Origin of the sequence: Pseudaestuariivita atlantica (assembly GCF_001205715.1) — a bacterium.
In the GTDB taxonomy this organism is placed as follows: Bacteria; Pseudomonadota; Alphaproteobacteria; order Rhodobacterales; family Rhodobacteraceae; genus Pseudaestuariivita; species Pseudaestuariivita atlantica.
On sequence record NZ_AQQZ01000001.1, the window covers coordinates 425,662 to 447,374 of the forward strand.

Annotated in this window: 14 protein-coding genes; 6 read left to right on the forward strand and 8 right to left on the reverse strand. The window is 66.1% G+C overall.

The genetic code is table 11. The annotated features are described in order from the left end of the window. Positions 1-8: 8 nt before the first annotated feature. The 3 genes from ATO11_RS02110 to ATO11_RS02120 all read left to right on the forward strand — a co-directional run bounded on the left by ATO11_RS02110 (position 9) and on the right by ATO11_RS02120 (position 14,056). Positions 9-3,215 carry an Ig-like domain-containing protein gene (locus ATO11_RS02110; RefSeq protein ID WP_050529156.1) on the forward strand — a complete coding sequence of 1,069 codons (3,207 nt, stop codon included), beginning with the start codon at positions 9-11 and terminating at the stop codon, positions 3,213-3,215. A gap of 684 nt (positions 3,216-3,899) precedes the next feature. After that, the gene (locus ATO11_RS02115) at positions 3,900-12,740 is read left to right on the forward strand and encodes a Hint domain-containing protein (protein WP_050529157.1); all 8,841 of its coding nucleotides are present in this window, start codon (positions 3,900-3,902) and stop codon (positions 12,738-12,740) included. 113 nt (positions 12,741-12,853) lie between these two features. Further along, complete coding sequence (locus tag ATO11_RS02120) at positions 12,854-14,056, forward strand: MFS transporter (protein WP_050529158.1); 1,203 nt, start codon at positions 12,854-12,856, stop codon at positions 14,054-14,056. A gap of 4 nt (positions 14,057-14,060) precedes the next feature. Here the strand turns inward: ATO11_RS02120 and ATO11_RS02125 are convergent, their stop codons facing one another. Then, complete coding sequence (locus ATO11_RS02125) at positions 14,061-15,197, reverse strand: hypothetical protein (RefSeq protein ID WP_050529159.1); 1,137 nt, start codon at positions 15,195-15,197, stop codon at positions 14,061-14,063. Between the two features lie 324 nt (positions 15,198-15,521). Between ATO11_RS02125 and tig the strand changes: the two genes are divergently transcribed. Further along, positions 15,522-16,859: a trigger factor gene (gene tig / locus ATO11_RS02130; RefSeq protein WP_050529160.1), complete on the forward strand. Its 1,338-nt coding sequence runs from the start codon at positions 15,522-15,524 to the stop codon at positions 16,857-16,859. Between the two features lie 55 nt (positions 16,860-16,914). Here tig and ATO11_RS02135 read toward each other — a convergent pair whose 3' ends face one another. Next, positions 16,915-17,520: a hypothetical protein gene (locus ATO11_RS02135; RefSeq protein WP_050529161.1), complete on the reverse strand. Its 606-nt coding sequence runs from the start codon at positions 17,518-17,520 to the stop codon at positions 16,915-16,917. A 100-nt stretch (positions 17,521-17,620) separates the two neighbouring features. On the opposite strand from ATO11_RS02135, the gene ATO11_RS02140 reads away from it, so the two are divergent. Together ATO11_RS02140 and ATO11_RS02145 are read left to right on the forward strand one after the other, a co-directional pair. Beyond that, positions 17,621-18,169, forward strand: coding sequence for a DUF2975 domain-containing protein (locus ATO11_RS02140; RefSeq protein WP_050529162.1), 549 nt, complete (start codon positions 17,621-17,623; stop codon positions 18,167-18,169). Positions 18,170-18,178: 9 nt separating this feature from the next. Further along, complete coding sequence (locus tag ATO11_RS02145) at positions 18,179-18,388, forward strand: helix-turn-helix domain-containing protein (RefSeq protein ID WP_050529163.1); 210 nt, start codon at positions 18,179-18,181, stop codon at positions 18,386-18,388. On the opposite strand, the gene ATO11_RS02150 is transcribed toward ATO11_RS02145, so the two are convergent. The 6 genes from ATO11_RS02150 to ATO11_RS02175 form a co-directional block, all read right to left on the reverse strand. Further along, the gene (locus ATO11_RS02150; protein WP_050529164.1) at positions 18,385-18,774 is read right to left on the reverse strand and encodes a VOC family protein; all 390 of its coding nucleotides are present in this window, start codon (positions 18,772-18,774) and stop codon (positions 18,385-18,387) included. The genes ATO11_RS02145 and ATO11_RS02150 overlap by 4 nt on opposite strands. Continuing rightward, positions 18,771-19,598 carry an arginyltransferase gene (locus ATO11_RS02155; protein WP_050529165.1) on the reverse strand — a complete coding sequence of 276 codons (828 nt, stop codon included), beginning with the start codon at positions 19,596-19,598 and terminating at the stop codon, positions 18,771-18,773. The genes ATO11_RS02150 and ATO11_RS02155 overlap by 4 nt, the downstream gene beginning before the upstream one ends. Positions 19,599-19,672: 74 nt before the next feature. Then, the gene (locus tag ATO11_RS02160) at positions 19,673-20,125 is read right to left on the reverse strand and encodes an RDD family protein (RefSeq protein WP_050529166.1); all 453 of its coding nucleotides are present in this window, start codon (positions 20,123-20,125) and stop codon (positions 19,673-19,675) included. A 30-nt stretch (positions 20,126-20,155) separates the two neighbouring features. Then, positions 20,156-20,617, reverse strand: a complete 462-nt coding sequence (locus tag ATO11_RS02165) for a DUF2852 domain-containing protein (protein ID WP_050529167.1) — start codon at positions 20,615-20,617, stop codon at positions 20,156-20,158. A 71-nt stretch (positions 20,618-20,688) separates the two neighbouring features. Continuing rightward, positions 20,689-21,108: a DUF2852 domain-containing protein gene (locus ATO11_RS02170; protein ID WP_050529419.1), complete on the reverse strand. Its 420-nt coding sequence runs from the start codon at positions 21,106-21,108 to the stop codon at positions 20,689-20,691. A 127-nt stretch (positions 21,109-21,235) separates the two neighbouring features. Next, positions 21,236-21,703 carry a YbaK/EbsC family protein gene (locus tag ATO11_RS02175; RefSeq protein ID WP_050529168.1) on the reverse strand — a complete coding sequence of 156 codons (468 nt, stop codon included), beginning with the start codon at positions 21,701-21,703 and terminating at the stop codon, positions 21,236-21,238. Positions 21,704-21,713 lie beyond the last annotated feature (10 nt).

Genomic DNA, 21,713 nt, shown 5'->3' on the forward strand with positions numbered 1-21,713 from the left:
TCGAGGCAATGGCTGATCTGATTTTGGATTGGGGACTGTTCGGCGGCGGCTACGGCTCTGTCATCAACGGCACCAACACGGTGGATACCGGCGGCGTAGCCGTGACGGTCGACGTCGTGGAAGAAGACGAATACGCGTCCGCGACCACGTTCAACGGCGAAGGCTACGTGGCCGGCGGCGAGCCGTTCGACCCGTTCTCGGGCCTCAAGCTGTTCGGCCAGGGCGGTGAAGGCGGGGTCGACAACACCTCGACCACCACCATGACCTTCGCATCGACTGATCCGATGTTCACCGACAACGTGCAGAACGTGTCGTTCCGCATCAGCGATATCGACGGTGGCATGTTCAACGACATCGATGGCGGCCCTTCCTTTGCGGCGTCCGGCGGCGCGGATGGCGGTGGTGGCGGAGGCGGGCTCAGCTTCCTCGACATCGTGACCGTGCGTGCCTACGACGCGATGGGCAACCTCGTGCCCGTGTCGCTGACCGAAGGCGCCGACGTGACCAATACCGGCGGCACGCTGACCGGTTCGGGTGACGGCTCCAACACCGATCCCGACAATTCGGTCCTCGTGAACATCACGGGCCCCGTCGCGCGGATCGAGATCGATTACGACAACGGTGATACCGGCGAACAGGGCGTGCTTGTCTCGGACGTGCACTTCTCCACCGTTGACACCGATGACACCAACGAAGCGCCTGTCGCGGTTGACGATTTCGCGACCACCACGGTCGGCGAAGCGGTCACCGTCGCGCACCTGCTGAACGATACCGACGCCGATGGCGACACGCTGACCACGGTCGGCGTTGTGGGCCCGGCGAACGGCACCATCGCGCTCAGCAGCGATACCGGGTCGGTCACCTACACGCCCAATCCGGGCTATGTCGGGTCCGACAGCTTCACCTACACCGTGTCCGACGGCAACGGCGGCACCGACATGGGCACCGTGAACATCACGGTGAACGACGATGGCGGTGGCGGCGGCAACACGCCGCCGGTCGCCAACCCTGACGACGCGACCACGCCCGAAGCGACGACCGTCCAGATCTTCGTCTTGGGCAATGACACCGACGCCGATGGCGACACGCTGACCATCACCTCGGCCACCTCGACCGACGGCACTGTGACCATCGACGCGGGCACGCCCAACAGCGTGTTCTTCACGCCGAACGCGGGCTTCACCGGCATCGCCTCGCTGACCTACGAGATCAGCGACGGCAACGGCGGCACCGCGACCTCGACCGTGTCGATCGACGTGACCGACGTGAACCAGCCGCCGATGGCGAACGACGACACGGGCTCGGGTGCCACTGGCGCGCCGATCACCGTGCCCGTGCTGGCCAACGACACCGATCCGGATGGCGACACGCTGACCATCACCTCGGCCACCTCGGCCGATGGCACGGTCGTGATCGAAGGCGGATCGATCGTCTTCACCTCGAACGCAGGCTTCACCGGCCCGGCGACCGTGGTCTACACGATCGATGACGGCAATGGCGGCACCGACATGGCGACCGTCACGATCAACGTGGGCGCAGGCCCGCTGATCGACGCCGACATCCTGACGCCGGTCGGCGGTGGCCTTGATGCCTTTGCCGGCACCGACGAGGACCCCGATCCCACCGACGATCAGGATACCGAAACCGGTACCGCGGGCGCCGACGTGATTTCGACCGGCGACGACGCCGACCTCATCACCGGTGGTGGCGGCGACGACACGCTGGATGGCGGCATCGACAACGACACCGTGTTCGGCAACGTGGGCAACGACCTGATCACCGACCCGCAGGGTGCCGACAGTATCGATGGCGGGCAGGGCGACGACACGATCCTCGCGGGCGTCGACACGTTCCTCGACGACACCGATGTCGACAACCCGATCCTGACCGCGGCGAACGTCGATTTCGACACCAACACCGAGGACGGACGCGACTTCGTCATGGGTGGCCGGGGCAACGACTCGATCGTGACCGGTGACGACGACGACACCATCGACGGCGGTGCCGACAACGACTTCATCGACGCGGGCATCGACGACGACAGCGTCGACGGCGCGACCGGTGACGACACGATCCTGGGCGGCCACGGTAACGACACGATCGACGGCAGCCAGGGCGATGACCTGATCACCGCCGGGATCGAGACGACCTCGTCGGTCATCACCAACGGCATCGACCTGGCGCAGACCGATGATGTCGACATCAACGACGCCAACGACCGCGACCTAGTCCTCGGCGGCGCGGGCGACGACACCATCACCACCGGCGACGACGACGACTCGATCGACGGTGGCGCGGATGACGACCTGATCGATGCGGGCATCGACGAAGACACCGTCTTCGGCGGGTCGGGCAACGACACCATCACCGGTGGCCAGGGCCGCGACAGCCTGACGGGTGGCGATGACCGTGACGTCTTCATCGGCGGCAACGAAGGCGACTTCGTTGACGGCTCGGAAGGCGGCGACGACTTCGACACGCTCGACCTGACCGGCTCCGCGCCGACGGGTGGCAGCCTCAACATCACCTACACCTCGGCAGACCGCGAAGACGGCTTCGTCCGCTTCAAGGATGCCGACGGCAACCAGGTGGGCGAGGTCCTGAACTTCGTCGAGATCGAGAACGTGATCCCCTGCTTCACGCCGGGCACCGTGATCGCAACCCCGCTGGGCGAACGCCTGGTCGAGGACCTGCGCGAAGGCGACCGGATCATCACCCGCGACAACGGGCTGCAGGAAATCCGCTGGGTCGGCAAGCGCGAGCTGACGGGCCACGAGCTGGCACGCAACCCGCACCTGCGTCCGATCCTCATCCAGGCCGGGTCGCTTGGCCCGAACCTGCCCGAGCAGGACATCCTGGTGTCGCCGAACCACCGCATGCTGGTGTCGAACGACAAGACCGCGCTTTACTTTGAAGAAAGCGAAGTCCTGGTCGCGGCCAAGCACCTCACCGGTCTTGACGGTGTGGACGAGGTGGGGACGCTGGGTGTCACCTACATGCACTTCCTGTTCGACCGCCACGAGGTGGTCCTGTCGAACGGCGCATGGACCGAAAGCTTCCAGCCGGGTGACTACACCCTTAGCGGCATGGGCAACTCGCAGCGCAACGAGATTTTCGAACTGTTCCCTGAACTGGAGACGACCGAAGGGCTCAAGGACTACGCCGCTGCCCGCCGGACGCTGAAAAAGCACGAAGCAAAGCTGCTTGTGAAATAAGCGCCGGGGGCGGCCGACACATATATGCAGCACGACACTGGTGCGGGGGAGGAGCCCCTGTACCGCGAAGGGCGGGGCCGATGGCTCCGCCCTTTCCCGGTTTCGCGCGATATGCGCCTTCTTTTCGGGACAATCGGGCGATCAAGGCGCAAATCGGGCAATCGCGTCACATTTCCGCATGAATCGCGCGTTTCCTTTCACGCGACACACAGTTTCGCCTTTGCGCCTAATGGTTGAAAAATCTTCAAATTTCAAAGGAAAGCGACCGGTTTGCCGTCGCCGATGATGTCAAATTTTCAATATTCCGCAGGGTCAGTTCATGACCGCAATTCGGCAGCCGCGTCCCGGCATCATTCCTAAAATTGTCCCGATTGGCCCATCAAGGAGCCCGCTTTTGCGTCGAAAACGCTCGATGTGTCTGGAGTAGAGCCAGGCATGTGTCGTGGGCCGGTCCCGGTTTTCCGGTTTGGCTTGCAGGCACAGGACTATCGAGGACCAGGCAGAATGTACGACAGGCGCTTCCCAAACAGGTCACCTATCTTCGCGTGCGCGGCACGCAAGCCGCTGATCGATCACCTTGGGCAAGGCCGGAACGCGTCGCTGCATCTGCAGGTCACCTCGTCTTTTCACGCCCGGTCGCACGTGTGTTCCGCGACCGGTTCCGGCACGTAAGGGGTTCACGAGATGGCAATTTATACCGTCACCACCGCCAACTGGAATTCGCCGACCTTCTGGTCCGGCATCAACGAGGCGGCCGGTGGGCATGACCTCGACCTCGATTCCCTGCCGTCGTCCTACTCGGTTGCGCTCGACGCGGCCTCGGGCGAACTGACCCTGTCCGATGGTGCCACCACCTTCACCGTGGGTGACGCCAACGCGACCGGGACCTACGACGCGACGCTTGGCGGCACGACGCTGTTCGAATTCTTCGACCTGATCTCGGCCACGTTCGGCAACGACACCATCGATGCGGGTGCGGGGGCCGATACGATCACGGGCGCGATGGGCGCCGACCAGATCGAAGGCGGCAGCGGCGGCGACGTGATCTATGGCGACACCGCGGCGGCGCCGACGCCCAGCCTCGGCGATGCCGGGTCGCTGTTGATGACGGCGGGCAACATCCGGGCGGGATCGGCCACGGGCGACCCGGCCAATGCCGTCGAAGGCGACAGCATCATCTATGACAACGCGGGCACGCTGCCGGACGGCACCGTGGTCGCGATGCGCGTCACGCTGACCGAGCTGACCTCCCCCACGGTGACGGTTCAGCTGAACTACAACGCCACCAACGGCCCGATCCTCTTGACGGGCAACGGCGCGGCCAATGCCGGCCAGACCGCGACGTTCAACATCGAATTCCTCGACCAGGCCACCGACCAGCCCATCGTGATCTCGGGCCAGGCCACGGTCATGGATATCGACAACAACACTGGCGCCGGTGAAGAATTCGTCACGTTCAGCCCCAACAACTTCTACGGCTCGGCCGTCAACCAGGGCTCGTCGCTGACCACGACGACCACCGCCTCGGGCGCGACCGCGACCGGGACCGAAGGCAATGGCGCGGCCGATACCGACGCCTGGTTCACCGGCTATTTCGAGGCGCAGGGCGAGATCAACGTCACGCTGGGCGTCGTGGAATTTGGCGCGGGCTATGGTTTCAACGGGCAAGTCCTGCCCAACCCCGTCTTCACAGAGATGCTGCACGGCGACGACAGCATCTATGGCGGGGAAGGCGACGACCTGATCTCGGGCGATGGCGGGGCCGATACCATCGACGGCGGCCTTGGTGCCGACACGATCTATGGCGCCTCCGGCAACGACGTCATCACCGGCGGCGCGGGCGACGTGATCGACGGTGGCGAAGACCCCGATGGCGGCGATACCGACATCCTGAATGTCTACGACGTGGCCTCGGTCCAGTATACCGACGCGGCGGGCAACCCGGTTGGCGGCACCTCGGAATTCGGGATCGTCACCTTCATCAACGGCGGCACCGCGACGTTTTCGAACATCGAGACGCTGAACGCGCTTGTCAGCGACAACATCGTGTCCGGCACGGCAGGCGCCGACACGATCGACGCTACCTATGCCGGGGACCCGGACGGCAACTTCGTCGACAATTCGGACGCAACCGGCACCTTCGGCGAGGTTGCGGGATCGCAGGCCGACAGCATCGAGGCGGGCGCCGGCGATGACCTTGTGCTGGCCGGTGCGGGGTCGGACAGCGTCGATGGCGGCGCGGGCAGCGACACGCTGGTCGGCGGCGCGGGCAACGACTCGCTGATCGGCGGCGCCGATGCCGACACCTTCACCTATACCGACGGCTTCGGCACCGACACCGTCGTCGGCGGCGAAACCGCGACCACCGGCATCGACAACGACACGCTGGATTTCAGCGGTCTGACGACCGGCGTCAATGTCACCTTCACCGGTGCCGAACAGGGCACGGCCACCGCCGGCACCGACAGCGTCACGTTCACCCAGATCGAAAGCATCATCGCGACCGATCAGGCCGACCTGATCGACCAGTCAATCTCGGTCAACCGGCCGATGACGATCGACGCTGGCGGCGGGGACGACACCGTCATCGCATCGGTCAACAACGCCGTGGGCGACTCCATCGACGGTGGCACCGGCAACGACCTGATAGACGGTGGCGACGGCAACGACACGCTGCTGGGCGGCGCGGGCAACGACACGATCGAGGCGGGCGAAGAACGCAACATCGGCGACGACGACCTTGTCGACGGCGGCGCGGGCGACGACGTCATCACCTCGGCCGAAACCGACGCACGGTCGAACGACACGCTGCTGGGTGGCGCGGGCAACGACACGATCTCGGTCACGGGCGGGTCGAACAACGTCCTCGACGGGGGCGACGGCGCCGACAGCATCACCGGCGGCACCGGCAATGACAGCCTCGTGGGTGGCGCCGATGCCGACACGATCACCGCGGGCGGCAACGACACGGTCGATGGCGGCAGCGCGGTCACGACCGGCGTCGACAACGACACGCTGATCGCCAACAACGTCCAGTCTTTCAACATCACCGGCGTCGACTCCAACGGCAACGGTTATGACGGCGTCGTCACCTTCAACGACGGCACCACCGCGGTCTTCACCGAGATCGAGAACTTCGTGATCAACGGCAACCCCGTGGTCCCGGACAACATCGTGTCCGGCACCGACGCGGGCGAGGCGATCATCGCGGGCTATACCGATGCCGACGGCACCACGGTCGACGCGGGCGACGCGCTTGGCACCCATGGCGAGGTTATCGGGTCCGACGCGGATTCGATCACCGCGGGCGGCGGCGACGATTTCGTACAGGCCGGGGCGGGCGCCGACACGGTCGATGGCGGCGTCGGGTCCGACACGCTGGACGGCGGCGCGGGTGACGACATCATCGACGCGGCCGATAACGGCCTGAGCGGCGGTGCCGGGGTCACGCCCACGCCGACGCTTGTCGGTCTGTGGGAATTCGACAATGCCGATCCGCTGGATGACCAGGCGGTGCTCGACAACGACGCGCAGCTCGTCGGTGGCGCGACGCCCGATGGCGCGGGCGGCATCGCGCTCGACGGGGCGGGCGACTATGTCCGCATCCCGCACGACACCGCCTATGACCTGACGAGCGCAACCGTCCGGGTCGATTTCACGCTCGACACGCTGACCGGTACCACCGGCATCCTGTCGCGCGACTCTTCGGGCTTTGACGGTGGCGGCCACTTCACCATCGAAACGCTGGCCGACGGAACGCTGGACCTGCGCTGGCAGTCGGACACGGCAAGCTACAACATCACCACCGCGCCGGGCACGATCCAGACCGGCGTCGACTACTCGATCCACGTCTCGTTCGACAACGCGACCGGCCAGATCGAGATGTTCCTGAACGGCGCCTCGGTCGGCACCGTGGCTGCCCCGGTGACGCTGCAAGGCAATGCCGAGCCGTGGACGCTGGGCGCGGGCCAGACCGTTTCGGGCGACGCGACCGACGTCGGCGTGCAGGAATTCATGGACGGCACGATCGGCCATTTCGAGATCTGGGACGGTGCCTATACCCCGGCCGAACTGGCCGCGACGCAGGGCGACGTGGTCCTTGGCGGGACGGGCAGCGACACGATCACCGCCGATGCGGGCGACCGCGTCGATGGCGGCGAGGACCCGCTGAACGGCGATATCGACGTTCTGAACCTGACCAACGTCGCCGCGATCCAGTATTTCGACGACGCGGGCAACCCGGTCACCGGCCCGACCGAGAACGGCATCGTGACTTTCGCCGACGGCACGACCATGCAGTTCGAGAACATCGAACAGCTGAACGCCAACGACAACATCGTGTCCGGTACCGATGCGGGCGAGGTGATCGGCGCGGGCTATGTCGACCATGACGGGACCGCGGTCGATGGCAGCGATGCGCTGGGCACCCATGGCGAGGTTGTCGGATCGAACGCGGATTCCATCGAGGCCGGCGGCGGCGCCGACCGCGTCGATGCCGGGGCGGGCGACGACACCGTGTCGGGCGGCACCGGCGACGACACCATTCTCGGCGGCGCGGGCGCGGACTCGCTGATGGGCGATGCCGGCGCGGATTCGCTCCTCGGCGGCGCCGGGGCGGACACGCTGGAAGGCGGCGCGGACAACGACACGTTCGTCATCGGCGACGCATTCGGCAACGACCTGATCACCGGTGGCGAGACCGGGCTTGATTTCGACGCCATCGACGCCTCGGGCCTGACGGTTGGTACGACGCTCGACCTGTCGGGCGCGGATCCCGAATCCGGCACGCTGAGCGACGGCACCAGCACCGCCACCTTCTCGGAAATCGAGACGGTGACGCTGGGCGCGGGCAGTGACAGCGTCATCGGCTCGGACGGCAATGACAGCATTGCCACGGGTGCGGGCGCCGACACCGTCGAAGGCGGCGCGGGCGACGACATCTTTGACCTTGGCGCGAACGACGCCGAAGTGGACGTGGTTGTCCTGTCCGACGGCGATGGCGCGGATTCGATCATGAATTTCGAGGCCCCGATCGAGGTCTCGCCCGGCGTCTATGCCGGCACCGACCAGGTCGACGTCTCGAACCTGCACGATGCCAACGGCGCGCTGGTCAACACCGATGACGTTGTGGTGTCGGACGATGGCGGCGGCAACGCCGTCCTGACCTTCCCGAACGGTGAATCGCTGACCCTGCGCGGCGTGGCCCCGGCGGACGTGACGGACCCGGCCGCGCTGGTCGCGATGGGTATTCCCGCGCCCAACTACATCGTCGAAGGCACCGCCGCGGGCGAGTTGATCGACGGGACCTATGTCGGCGACCCGCAGGGCGACATGGTCGATGCGGGCGACAACCAGACCGGCGGCGACGCCGACCTGATCACCGCGGGCGGTGGCAACGACACTGTCCTTGGCGAACTCGGCAACGACACGATCTTCGGCGAGGCCGGTAACGATTCGATTGCCGGTGGCGCGGGCGCGGATTCGATCTCGGGCGGTTTGGGTAACGACTACATCGTCGGTGGCAATGACGGTGGCCTTTTCGGGACAAGCGGCGATGCCGCCGGTCTGGCCGGGTCCGACACGATCGATGGCGGCGCGGGCAATGACACGATCTTCGGCGAAGCGGGCGACGACAGCCTAGTCGGCGGGGCCGGGTTGGACAGCATCGTTGGCGGCATCGGAAACGACACGATCGACGGCGGCGACAATGCCGACACGCTGTCCGGCGGGTTGGGCAACGACAACATCCTCGGTGGGGCCGGCAACGATTCGATACTTGGGGGTGACGGCGCCGACATTATCGATGCCGGCATCGGGTCCGACTATGTCGATGCCGGGGACGGCAATGACAGTGTCTTCGGCGGCGAGGATTCCGACACCATCATCGGTGGCCTCGGCAACGACACCCTGTCGGGCGGCCTGTCGGGCGACAGCATCCTCGGCGGGGCGGGCACCGACAGCATCTTCGGCGGCGCCTTCAACGACACGCTTTACGGCGGCAACGATGCCGACACGATCGACGGCGGGATCGAGGACGACTTCATCTCGGGCGATGCCGGGGCCGACAGCCTGTTGGGCGGCACGGGTGACGACACGATCTTCGGCGGCAGCGAAAGCGATACGCTTCTGGGCGGTGACGGCGCTGACCTGCTGGATGGCGGCACCGGGCCGGACAGCATCCTCGGCGAGGGCGGCGACGACACCATCGTGCTGACCGACGGGTTCGGCGCGGACACCATCATCGGCGGCGAGACCGGCGAACTGGTGGGCGACACGCTGGACCTGTCCGGCACCACCACCGGCGTAACCGTCGACCTGACGGCCTTTGACCCCGAGGCGGGCATCGTTACCAGCGGCACCGATACAGCTAATTTTGCAGAAATTGAGAACATCGTCCTCGGCGCGGGCAATGACACGATCGCGCTGGCGGACGGGTCGGGCGACGACACCGTCTATGCTTTCCAGGGTCCGGTCGACAATGGCGACGGCACTTGGACGGGGCTCGACCAGCTGGACGTGTCGGCGCTGAACAACCTCAGCGGCATCCCGGTCACGACCTCGAACGTCGTGGTGACCGATGACGGCACCGGCAACGCGGTCCTGTCCTTCCCGGGCGGCGAGTCGATCACGCTCTTCGGCCTGCCGGTTGCGGACGTGCAGAACAACGCCGTGGCGCTGAACGCCATCGGCATCCCGCTGTCGGACGGCATCGTGTCGGGCACCGCGGGCAACGACACGATCAACACCGCCTATACCGACGATCCGGACGGCGACCGGGTCGATGCCAACGACAACGTTAACGGGTCGGGCGACAACGTCGACACGATCCTCGCGGGCGCGGGCGACGACGTCATCGACAGCGGCCTTGCCGATGACAGCATCGACGCAGGCGCGGGCGACGACACCATCGCGCTCGACCAGACGCTGCAGAACGACACGATCGTCGGCGGCGAGGCGGCAGAGGACACCACCGGCGACGTGATCGACGCCTCGTCCCAGACCGCGGACCTGACCATCGACTTCACCGGCCCCGAGGCCGGGACCATCACCGACGGCACCGCGACCACCACCTTCTCGGAAATCGAACAGGTCACCGCCGGGTCGGGCAATGACAGCGTGACTGGGTCGGCCGGGAACGAGACGCTGATCATGGGCGCCGGGTCGGACACCGTGATCGCGGGTGGCGGTGACGACACCGTCTTCTCGGGCATCGGCGCCGACAGCGTGTCGGGCGGGGCGGGCAATGACAGCCTTGTCACCGGGTCGGGCGCGGATACCGTCGACGGCGGCACCGGCGACGACATGATCAACGTGGGCCCCGCCGATGGCGCGGTGGACACGGTGGTGCTGCAGGACGGGTCGGGCAACGACACGGTCGCCGATTTCGAAGGTCCCATCGACAATGGCGACGGCACCTTCACCGGGCTGGACCAGTTCGACGTCACGGCGCTGAACGACAACCTCGGCAACCCGGTCAACACCAACGACGTCACCGTCACCGACGACGGCCTCGGTAACGCGGTCCTGACCTTCCCGAACGGCGAAAGCGTCACGCTTGCGGGCATCGCGCCCGCCTCGGTCACCGATCCGCTGGCGCTGAACGCCATGGGCATCCCGCTTGGAACCGACGGGATCGTGTCGGGCACCGCGGCCTCCGACCTGATCGACACGGCCTATCTTGGCGATCCCGACGGCGACCGCGTCGATGCGAACGACGCGCAATTCGCGGGCCAGACCGCCGACCAGGACATCATCGAGGCTGGCGCGGGCAGCGACACCGTGCTTGCCGGTGCGGACAACGACCTTGTCCTCGGCGACGGCGTCACCATCGACCCGGCCGAGCATGCCTCTGCCGGAACCGGCACCGCGACGACCTTCGTCCTGTCGAACCAGACGGCCGAGGTGCTGGAGATCTGGCAGATCGACGCCACCGGGACACCGGTCTTCGTTTCGAGCGTGAACGCGGGCGGGTCGGGCTCTGCTCCGGCGCTGACAGGTGACAACTTCATCATCCGCGACACGTCGGGCACTGACATCAGGCTGGCGCTGGGCGGCAACCAGACCGTCGTCATCGACGATGCCGATACCAATGACAGCATCGCGGGCGGCGAGGGCGACGACACGCTTTTCGGCAACATGGGCGATGACACGCTTGTGGGTGGCGCGGGTGCCGACAGCCTTGTCGGCGGCAGCGGCGGCGACAGCCTCGTCGGTGGTGCGGGCCTCGACACCCTTGACGGTGGCGCGGATGCCGACGTCATCGCGGTGGCGGACGGTTACGGCCAGGACACCATCATCGGTGGCGAGACCGGCCTTGACGCCGACACGATCGACGCCACCGCAACCTCGGCCACGACGGTCACCTATACCGGCGACGAAGCCGGCACGATGGTCACGGGTACCGACAGCGCGGTCTTCTCGGAAATCGAGGCCCTGCGCATGGGCGCGGGCGACGACAGCGTCGATGCGACGCTCGACACGCTGGGCGTCGATGTCGATGGCGGCGCGGGTGCCGACACGCTGATCGGCGGCTCGGGCGACGACAGCCTTGCGGGCGGCGAGGGCGCGGACAGCCTTGTTGGCGGTGCCGGGGCCGATACCCTTGTCGGTGGCGGCGGCGCGGACGTCCTGACCGGCGGCGCGGGCGCGGATTCGCTGGTGGGCGGTGCCGGTGCCGACACGCTGAACGTGGGCTCCGGCGACATCGCCACGGGCGGCGACGGCGACGACGTCTTCAACCTCACGCCCGCCGACCTGGACGGTACGAACCTCACCATCGTCGGCGGCGAGACGGGCGAGACGGTCGGCGACACGCTGAACATCACCGGCCCGGCCGAGATCGTCTATACCTCTCTCGACAACGAGAGCGGGACGATCACCTATTACGACACGGGCGAGGTCGTCACCTTCTCGGAAATCGAGACCATCAATTACGTGCCGTGCTTCACGCCGGGCACGCTGGTCAAGACCGACCGGGGCGAGATGCCGGTCGAGGACATCGCGCCGGGCACGCGGGTGCTGACGCGCGATCACGGCTACCAGGCGGTGGTCTGGGCCGGCGCGCGCGACGTGGACGCCGCGATGCTGGCGCAGAACAAGGGGCTCAAGCCGATCCGCATCCGCGCGGGCGCGCTGGGCATGGGCGTTCCGGAACGGGACATGCTGGTCTCCCCGCAGCACCGCGTGCTGATCGGCAGCGCCATGACCGAGCTGTGGTTCGGCGAGGACGAGGTGCTGGTCGCCGCACGCCACCTGACGCTGCTGGACGGTGTCGACGAGGTCGATGTCGAGGCGGTGACCTACATCCACTTCATGTTCGACACCCACGAGGTCGTCATGTCGGACGGTTGCTGGACCGAAAGCTTCCAGCCGGGCGACCTGACGCTGGGCGCCATCGGGACCGAGGCGCGGGACGAGATCCTCGCCCTGTTCCCCGAACTGTCGGACGGGCAACCGGCGCAGGTCTATCCTGCCGCCCGCGCGACACTCAACGCACACCAGGCACGCGTCCTGCTCTCGGCGTGACCTGAAGAAGGGCCTCCGCCCCGCGTGGTCGGAGGCCCGTCATTTCACACTTTCGGCTGGTGCAACGACCGTGTGCATGTCAGCGTGGCCCGGATCGTTCCGGAGCCGATTACATGACACGCCTGTCGTCCTCTGCAATCAATGCCGCCATCATCGCGGGCTGTTTCATCGCGCTGGTGGGGTTCGGCATGGTCGCCGCCTTCGGCGTCTTCCTGCGCCCGATGTCCGAGGCGCTGGGCTGGTCGCGGGAGGTCTTTTCGCTGTCCATCGCGGTTCAGCTTCTGTGCTGGGGCCTGACGCAACCCTTCGCGGGTATCGTGGCAGACCGGCGCGGCACGGGCCGGGTGCTGGCCTTCGGTGCGCTCATGGCGGCGCTGGGGTTTTGGATCCGGGGGGTCACCGAAAGCCCTGAAGTCTTTGTCGCGTCCGGTGTGATCGTCGGCATCGGCACCGGCGCGTCGAGCTTCCCGGTTGTCATCGTCGCACTGGGCAAGATCGTCGCCCCGGAAAGACGCCCGTTCGTCATGGGACTTGGAACCGCCGCCGCGTCCACCGGCATGCTTCTTGGCGCGCCCCTGTCGGTTGGCCTGATGTCGGTGTTCGGGTGGCAGGCCGCGATCCTGATCATCGCCGCCTCGTTCCTGCTGATCCTTCCGGCGGTAATCTTCATCGCCCGCGTGTCTGCGCCGACGGCGTCGGCCTCCAGCGGCGGGGTGGGGGACGCGGTGCGCATGGCGTTCAGCGACCGCTCTTACGTGCTGTTGTTCTTCGGGTTTTTCGTCTGTGGTTTCCACGTCGCCTTCATCCAGACCCACCTGCCGGCCTACCTGCAGGACGAGGGCCTCGGGGTGGCGATAGGAGGAATATCGCTTGCGCTTCTGGGGCTGTTCAACATCGTCGGCTCGTTCGGAGCCGGATGGTCGGGCCAGCACCTGTCGTCGAAAAATGTGCTGGCGGGCATCTATGCCGGCCGCGCGGTCGTCATCACGGCCTTCATCCTGCTGCCCATCAGCTTTGCCAGCGTGGTCATCTTCTCGTCCGTCATGGGGCTTTTGTGGCTGGCGACCGTGCCCCTGACCACCGGGCTGGTGGCCAAGACCCAAGGGCTGCGCTTCCTGTCGACGCTTGCGGGCCTCGTCTTCCTGTCACACCAGACCGGCAGCTTCGTCGGCGCATGGCTGGGCGGGCGGCTTTACGATGCGACGGGCAGCTATGACGCGATGTGGTGGACGGCCATCGCGCTGGGCCTTCTGGCGACCCTCTTGCACCTGCCCATCCGGGAAACGCCCGGACCGCTGGCCCGGGCGGAAAGCTGACCCGTCACTTCGCCTGGAAGGCGATCGGCCACATGAAATCCAGCGGCTTGTGCGTGGCGAGGATGTCCATCTCGGACTTCGGCAGGCGGCCCACGACCAGCGGCATCTGGGTGAAGCTGGCATTGGCGGTGTCATAGGCGGCCGTTGCGTGGCAGGCATGGCAGGACGAGTTGAACATCGTCCAGTCCGCCGGGAAGGGGCCGGGATCCTTCATGTTGATGTTCACGCCCGCGAAATCCTCCATCATCGAATGGCCCAGCACGATGCCGGTCTTGCCGTCGTTGTCCGAGAACCGGATCTGCGTGCCGTTGGGCGAATAGAGGCCGAAGGTGTCCACATCCAGCCCCGCCTCGTTCAGCAACTCCAGCGCGGCATCCTGCGGCAGCGCGTCGTTGTAGGTGACGAGGGACCGGACGTTGGCGAGGCCCGGATTCTTGCCGAACTCGAACGTCGTCCAGAACCAGCTTGGCTGTTCCGAGGTATACATGTCGCGCGGCGTCGGGGCCATCTTGACCATCAGGTGCAGCCCCACCAGCGCGTATTCACCCGAGGCGCCGCGGTAGGAATAGGCGCCCTCGGTCGTGGGGGTGCCCGGTTCGGCCCAGCGTGCCTTGATCTCGACCGCGCCGATCGGCATGTCGACGAAGGCGTCGGGGTCCTGGAAATACCCGGCCACGCCCGCCTTTGTGTTGAGCCCCTTGTTCACGAGGTATTCGCACCCTTCGGGGCTGCGGGTGACCTCCTCTCCGCCCTTGGCGGCACTGGCCTGCGCGTCGGCCTTGCCCGCCAGCACCTTCTTGGACTTCACGAAAGCGGGAATGTCGCGCATCACCGGTGTGACCGCGCAAGAGGCGGTCCCGCCCGGTGCCGGGAAGGTATCGGCATCCGTCGGCCACGTGTGCCACGCCGAAATCTGCCCGGTCGCGGTGTCGACCTGCTGGTTGGCGCGGGCAAAGAGCATCCACGCCACGGCGCTTTGCGCTTCGAGGTCGTCAGAGAACGCCATGTCGACATGCGCCTCGGCGAATTCGCGGTCGCTCATCGTGACCCAGTCGGGCAGGTGCCCGTCGGCCTGTGCAAGGGTGGAGGCGCCGATCAGGCAGGCGCTGGCGGCGGCAAGACGGTGGAGAGAGGGGTGCATGAAATGACTCGCTGTTCAAAGTTGCGTTGCGCGGAAGGGAAGGCTCGCGACGGGCAATGAACGGGCGGTGAGGGGCGGTGGGGCCGCGCACCGGGTGAAACGATTTCAAAACAGACGTGTCCGAACCTTTCGACCACAACCTTAACGGTATTTTGTGTCATGTGACATGTCAATGATTGCGTGCCTTGCACGGCTTTCGCGCCCTGCATGGGCCCGCTGAACGCGCAACTTTCGCCTTGAACCCGCACCCGGCGGCCACTAGTAAGGCGCAGATTTTGACCGGGGCTCCAGCGTGGGGCCTCTTTCTGCTATGTGGGAGCGACAATGCAGGTCACCGAGACGCTGAACGAAGGCCTCAAACGCGCCTATACCATCACCCTGACCGCCGCCGAGCTGGAAGACAAGGTGAACGCCAAGCTGGCCGAGGCGCAGCCCGAAGTCGAAATGAAGGGCTTCCGCAAGGGCAAGGTGCCGATGGCGCTGCTGAAGAAGCAGTTCGGCCCCCGCGTGCTGGGCGAAGCGATGCAGGAGACCATCGACGGCGCGATGTCCGCGCATTTCGAGGAATCCGGCGACAAGCCCGCGCTGCAGCCCAAGGTGGAGATGCAGAACGGCGAGGAATGGAAAGAGGGCGACGACGTCACCGTCGAGATGTCCTACGAGGCGCTGCCCGAAATTCCCGACGTCGACCTGAAATCGGTCAAGCTGGAGCGTCTGGTCGCCAAGGCGGACGACGCGTCCGTCGACGAGGCGCTGGGCAACCTGGCAGAGACCGCGCAGAACTTCGAGCCGCGCAAGAAGGGCTCCAAGGCGAAAGACGGCGACCAGGTCGTGATGGATTTCGTCGGCCGCGTCGATGGCGAGGCGTTCGAAGGCGGCTCGGCCGAGGATTACCCGCTGGTTCTGGGCTCCAACTCCTTCATCCCCGGCTTCGAAGAGCAGCTGGTCGGCGTGAAGGCCGGTGAGGAGAAAGAGGTCACCGTGACCTTCCCCGAACAGTACCAGGCCGAGCATCTGGCCGGTAAGGAAGCGGTCTTCACCTGCACGGTGAAAGAGGTGAAAGCCCCCGCCGCGGCGGAAATCAACGACGAGCTGGCGCAGAAATTCGGTGCTGAGGACCTCGCCGCGCTGAAAGGCCAGATCGCGGAGCGCCTGGAAGCCGAATACGCCGGTGCCGCGCGGCAGGTCATGAAGCGTGGCTTGCTGGACGAGCTGGACAAGCTGGTGTCGTTCGAGCTTCCGCCGTCGCTGGTGGATGCCGAGGCCGACCAGATCGCGCACCAGCTGTGGCATGACGAGAACCCCGATGTTGAGGGCCACGACCACGACAAGATCGAGCCGACGGACGAGCATCGCCAGCTGGCCGAACGCCGCGTGCGTCTGGGTCTTTTGCTGGCAGAGATCGGCCAGAAGGCCGAGGTCGAGGTGTCGGATGCCGAGATGAGCCAGGCGGTGATGGCGCAGGCGCGCCAGTATCCCGGACAGGAACGCCAGTTCTTCGAATTCGTGCAGCAGAACCCGCAGATGCAGCAGCAACTGCGCGCGCCGATCTTCGAGGACAAGGTCATCGACTACATCGCCGAACTGGCGCAGGTGACCGAAAAGGAAGTGTCCAAGGGCGAGCTTCAGAAAGCCATCGAAGAGATGGAAGACGAAGCCTGATCCTAACGGGCATACCCGGACAGACGGCCGCGCCCCGCAAGGGACGCGGCCTTTTTCATGTGCAGCGGGGCAGGGCGGCGTCGATGATCGCGGCATCCGCGCCTGCGCGCCGGGCATCCTGCAGGGTGTCGAGGGGTCGGTTCAGCGGCACGAACCGCGCAAGCTCCGCCGTCTTGATGTAGACGATCACCGGCAGCGTCGGCGGCAGGTCAGTCGTGGTCCGGCAAAGGGGCGGATCGGTGCTGAGCGCGCCCGAACCTTTCAGCCCCGCCGACTCCGCCGCCCGCACTTCGGACTGGAAGGCGGTGAAGCGCGCCTGCGCCTCGGCGCCGTCCAGCGCGAACACGGTGACCTCTCCGGGCGCGTCGCCAAGCCCCGGCGCGCCGGCCTTGACGGGGACAAGGTCGAACCGGTGCACGCTGCCCGGTCGCCCGTCGCGATAGGCCAGCGTCGCCGTCATCGGCAGCCGGTTTTCGCGCAGGCGCACCGTGTCGGGCACGGCAACGGCAAGCTGCAGGGCATCGGCGCGCGTCGTCAGCGGATCGACCTTTGCCAGCGCCAGGGCGCTTTTGACGGGTGTCGTGTCGCAGGCGGCGAGCGCGGCGCAGGCCGCAAGGGATCGGGCCGTGGCGCGCGCCACGGCAGGCAGGGTTTTCATCATGTCAGGCATCCTTTCCGAGGAATCGAATACCTATTTCCTTACTTGCAAAAATTATTGTTTTGCAATAATCAATTTCTGTAACGTGATTTTGGAGGTCCCGATGCAAACCCCAGCCAACCCCGCGCAGCGTTTCGCGCGCATCGCCTCGATCGGGTGCACCGTCGCGGCGCTTGGCGTCGTGCTCGCCATGCTGTTCGTGCTTGTCACCGTGGCCGTCCCGCGTTTCGGTTTCGACATCGCCGCTGTGTTCGGCGTCGCCGGAGAGGTCACGCCTCTGAGCCTGCCGCAACGCGCGATCGGCGCGGCGTTGATCCTCGCGCCGTCGGGGCTGGCGCTGTGGCTCTTCATCCTCGGGGCGCGGCTGTTCGCGGGCATGGCGCGCGGGCGGATCTTCGATCTGGACGCGGCGCGCGGGGTGCGGCGGATCGGCTGGCTGATGGTGGCGCTGGCACCTGCCGGGATGCTGGCCGAGGTGCTGGGCACGGGCGCGCTGACCGTGCTTGCGGGGATCGGCGGGCAGGGGCGCGTGTCGCTGTCGTTCCAGGCCTTCGACCTGCACACGATCCTGTCCGGCCTGATCGTCGTCTGTTTCGGCCACGTGTTGGCAGAAGCCGCGCGGGTCGACGCCGAAAATCGCAGCTTTGTCTGAGGTTTACGCATGGCAATTAACGTAACACTCGACGTCATGCTGGCCCGTCGCAAGATGCGGTCCAAGGAGCTGGCCGAACGGATCGGCCTGACGGAGGCGAATGTCAGCCTGCTGAAATCGGGCAAGGTCAAAGGCGTGCGGTTCGAGACGCTGGAAAAGATCTGCGCCGCCCTCGACTGCCAGCCGGGTGACATCCTCGAATACCTGCCCGAGGATTAGGGACGCGCCAGTTGCAGCAGGTCCCACCGTGTGCCCCACGGGTCGCGCCAGACGGCGACGGTGCCATAGGGTTCGTGGCGCGGCTCTTCCTCGAACGTGATCCCGGCGGCGCGCATGCGGGCGTGGTCGCCCGCGAAGTCGTCGGTGTGCAGGAACAGGCCCACGCGGCCCGCGAACTGGTCGCCGATCCCGCGCGCCTGCTCGCCCACGGCCCTCGCCAGAAGCAGCGCGGTCTCCCCACCCGGCGGGCGCACCAGCACCCAGCGCTTGCCGCCGCCCATGTCGGTGTCTTCCAGCAGGTCGAACCCGGCCTTGCCCACGTAGAACGCGATCCCGGCATCGTAGTCCGGCACGAGGATGGCGATGGCGTGAAGGTGTTGGCTCACTCGGTTCCGCGCGCCGGTTCCGAACCGGGCAGGGAGATGTTGGCCACCTGCTCGGCAATCGGGTCGTTCGACAGCGGGTGGCGGCGCGCATCGAACTCGTGCGGATCGGTCAGCGCCTGCCAGCGGTTCCCGGCATAGACCTCGAGCCCCGAAAAGCGCGCCTTGTACCCCATCTTGTCCGATCCGGGCACCCAGTAGCCAAGGTAGACGTAAGGCAATCCCGCCTCGCGCGCGATGTCGACATGGTCGAGCACCATGTAGGTGCCCAGCGAATTCTTCACCATGTCGGGGTTGTAGAAGGAATAGACCATCGACAGCCCGTCATCGAGCACATCGGTCAGGCAGGCCCCGATCAACTCGTTGCTGCCCTTGTCCACGTATTCCACGATGCGGGAGCGCACCGGCGTCTCCTCGATCATCGCGGCGAATTCGAACACGTCCATGTCCGCCATGCCGCCATCGGCGTGCCGGCTGTCGAGGTAGGTGCGGAAGAGGTCATACTGCTCTTCGGTCGCCCACGGGCTGGTGGCGCGGCGTTCAAGGGCGTCGTTGCGGCGCAGGATGCGCTTCTGGCTGCGCGAGAGCGAGAATTTCGACACGTCGATCCGCGCCGACAGGCAGGCCGCGCAATCGGCGCAGGAGGGGCGGTAAAGGACGTTCTGGGACCTGCGAAACCCCTGTTTCGACAGGGAATCGTTCAGCTTCTTCGCGCTTTCGCCCTGCAGCGCCGTGAACAGCTTGCGCTCCATCCGGCCCTCCAGATACGGGCAAGGTTGCGGCGCAGTCACGTAGAACTGCGGGGCGATGGGAAGAGTGTGGCGCATGCGGGTCCGGTCAAGCTTGTCTCAAAAGCCTAGCAATCCCGCCGCGCCGCGCCAACCCCCGAATGGTCGCAGGGTTACAGCCCCCGGCGCAATCGGCGGTTGATCGCAACCGTGCCCAGGACATGGTCGGTCAGGCCCTGTCCACGCGCCGAGGTCAGCATCAGGATGATCGAGATCACCTGCAGCACCGGGATCGCGATGGACACCGTGTAGCCCAGCGTGTGGGCAAAGGCGGTGCCGGCGCTGAACGCCCGGTCGTCGGCATCGCGCATCTCCACCGCCATCAGCCGCATGCCCCAGGTGGCCGAGCCTCCGGCCAGCGTGCCCCACCGGTAGAGGAAGCTGACGAGGAACCAGAAGGGCGCCCAGACAAGCAGGCTCAGGAACCCGGTGAAGGGCGTCAGGACAAGACAGACAAGCGTGATGATCGCCACGTCCACCAGCCACGCGAAGAACCGCTTGGTCGGCACGCTGTCATAGAAATCCGGTTGCGCGAGGGGATCGGGAGAGTGGGAGGTATAGCTCATCGTGTAAGCCTGTGAAGGGTGGGGGAGGGGTCAGGCCCGCGCCGGAAGGATCGGAGCGGGATTGGCCTGGCGCACGGTTTCGGCGCGATCATCCATGAACTGGTCGAACTCGCCCTGGTCCTTGGCCGCGCGCAGACGGTCGAGGAAACCGTCGAACCGCTCCTGTTCATGCTCCAGCCGGTCCAGAAGCTCGGCGCGGTAGGCGTCGAAGCTGGCATTGCCCGACGGACGCTCTGCCGGTGACGGTGTCTGCGGGGCGATGGACGACCACGGCATCTGCGCGGGCGCACCCATCAGCATCCGGGGCAGGTTGCCCCATTGCCATGCAAGGAACGCGGCCAGCACGATGCCGACGTAGAACGACTGGTCCATCGCGATGATCGATACGGGGATGGCAAATCCCGCGTACATGCCCATCGTCACGATCAGGACAAAGCCGTTCATGCGGGGCGCGGTTGCCGGGGCGGCGGAGGTATCCGGGGTGTGGGTCATCTTGGAAATTCCCTGCTGAAAACGTGTGTCCACGCCCGGACAGGCCGGGCGCGGAGGGGACGACGGGCGGATTATGCCTCTTCGTCGTGTTTCTTGGTGGCCTCTTCGCGTTCGTCCATGAACTGGTCGAACTCGGCCTTGTCCTTGGCGGCGCGCAGGCGTTCGAGGAAGGCCTCGAAATTCTCCTGCTCGTCCTGCAGGCGGCGCAGCGTTTCTTCCTTGTAGGCGTCGAACGCCGTGTTGCCGGTGGTTTTCGTCATCGCGTACCGCGCCGAGCGATAGGATGACCGCGAACAGCCTTTGGAAAACATGCGTTTGCTCCAGATCATGTAGAACAGAAGGGCGAGGCCGGTAGGCCAGAAGAAGATGAAGCCAAGAACCATGGCCGCGATCCAGGCGCCTTTGCCTTTCTCGTCCAGCCAGGCCTCGGACCGGGCAAACCATCCCATCCGGTGGGTGGTGGGGGAAGCCGTGGGGGCGAGCGAGGTCATGTGGGTCTCCATGTTCAATGTCAGGTTACTGTGGCGGGCAATGTAAATGCCTTTCACATCACTGAAGATGGGGGGCGGGGTCGGGTCTGACAAGGGGTTATGTGAAGGTTTTTTACATTAATCGGTTTTATGACGTGAATTCAGATATTTGCGCACCGGAAATTCGCAGCAGAACCGCCGGGGAGACCGCGAAAACGTGGCGCGGTGTGCCGGCTGCCGCCCAGATTACGTCGAACTCCGACAAGCGCGGATCCCAGAAGGCGCGGATCGGGGAGAGGTGACCGACCGGGGCGACCCCGCCGATGGCAAAACCCGTCTGCGCCCGGATCAGCGCGGCGTCGGCCTTGCCAAGCGCCTCACCCGCAATGGCCGAGGCCTTGGCCGCGTCCACCCGGTTACCGCCCGCCGTCAGGAACAGTACGGCGGTGCCGCTCGTCTCCCCGCGAAAGATGATCGACTTGGCGATCTGGTCGAGCATGCATCCGACCCCGTCGGCGGCCTCCTGCGCGGTACGCGCATTGACCAGTTCCACGATCTCGGGCGCGAGCCCTTCGGCCTGCAGTGCCGCGCGCACGCGTTTCAAACTCTTGCTCATGCCGTGGGCC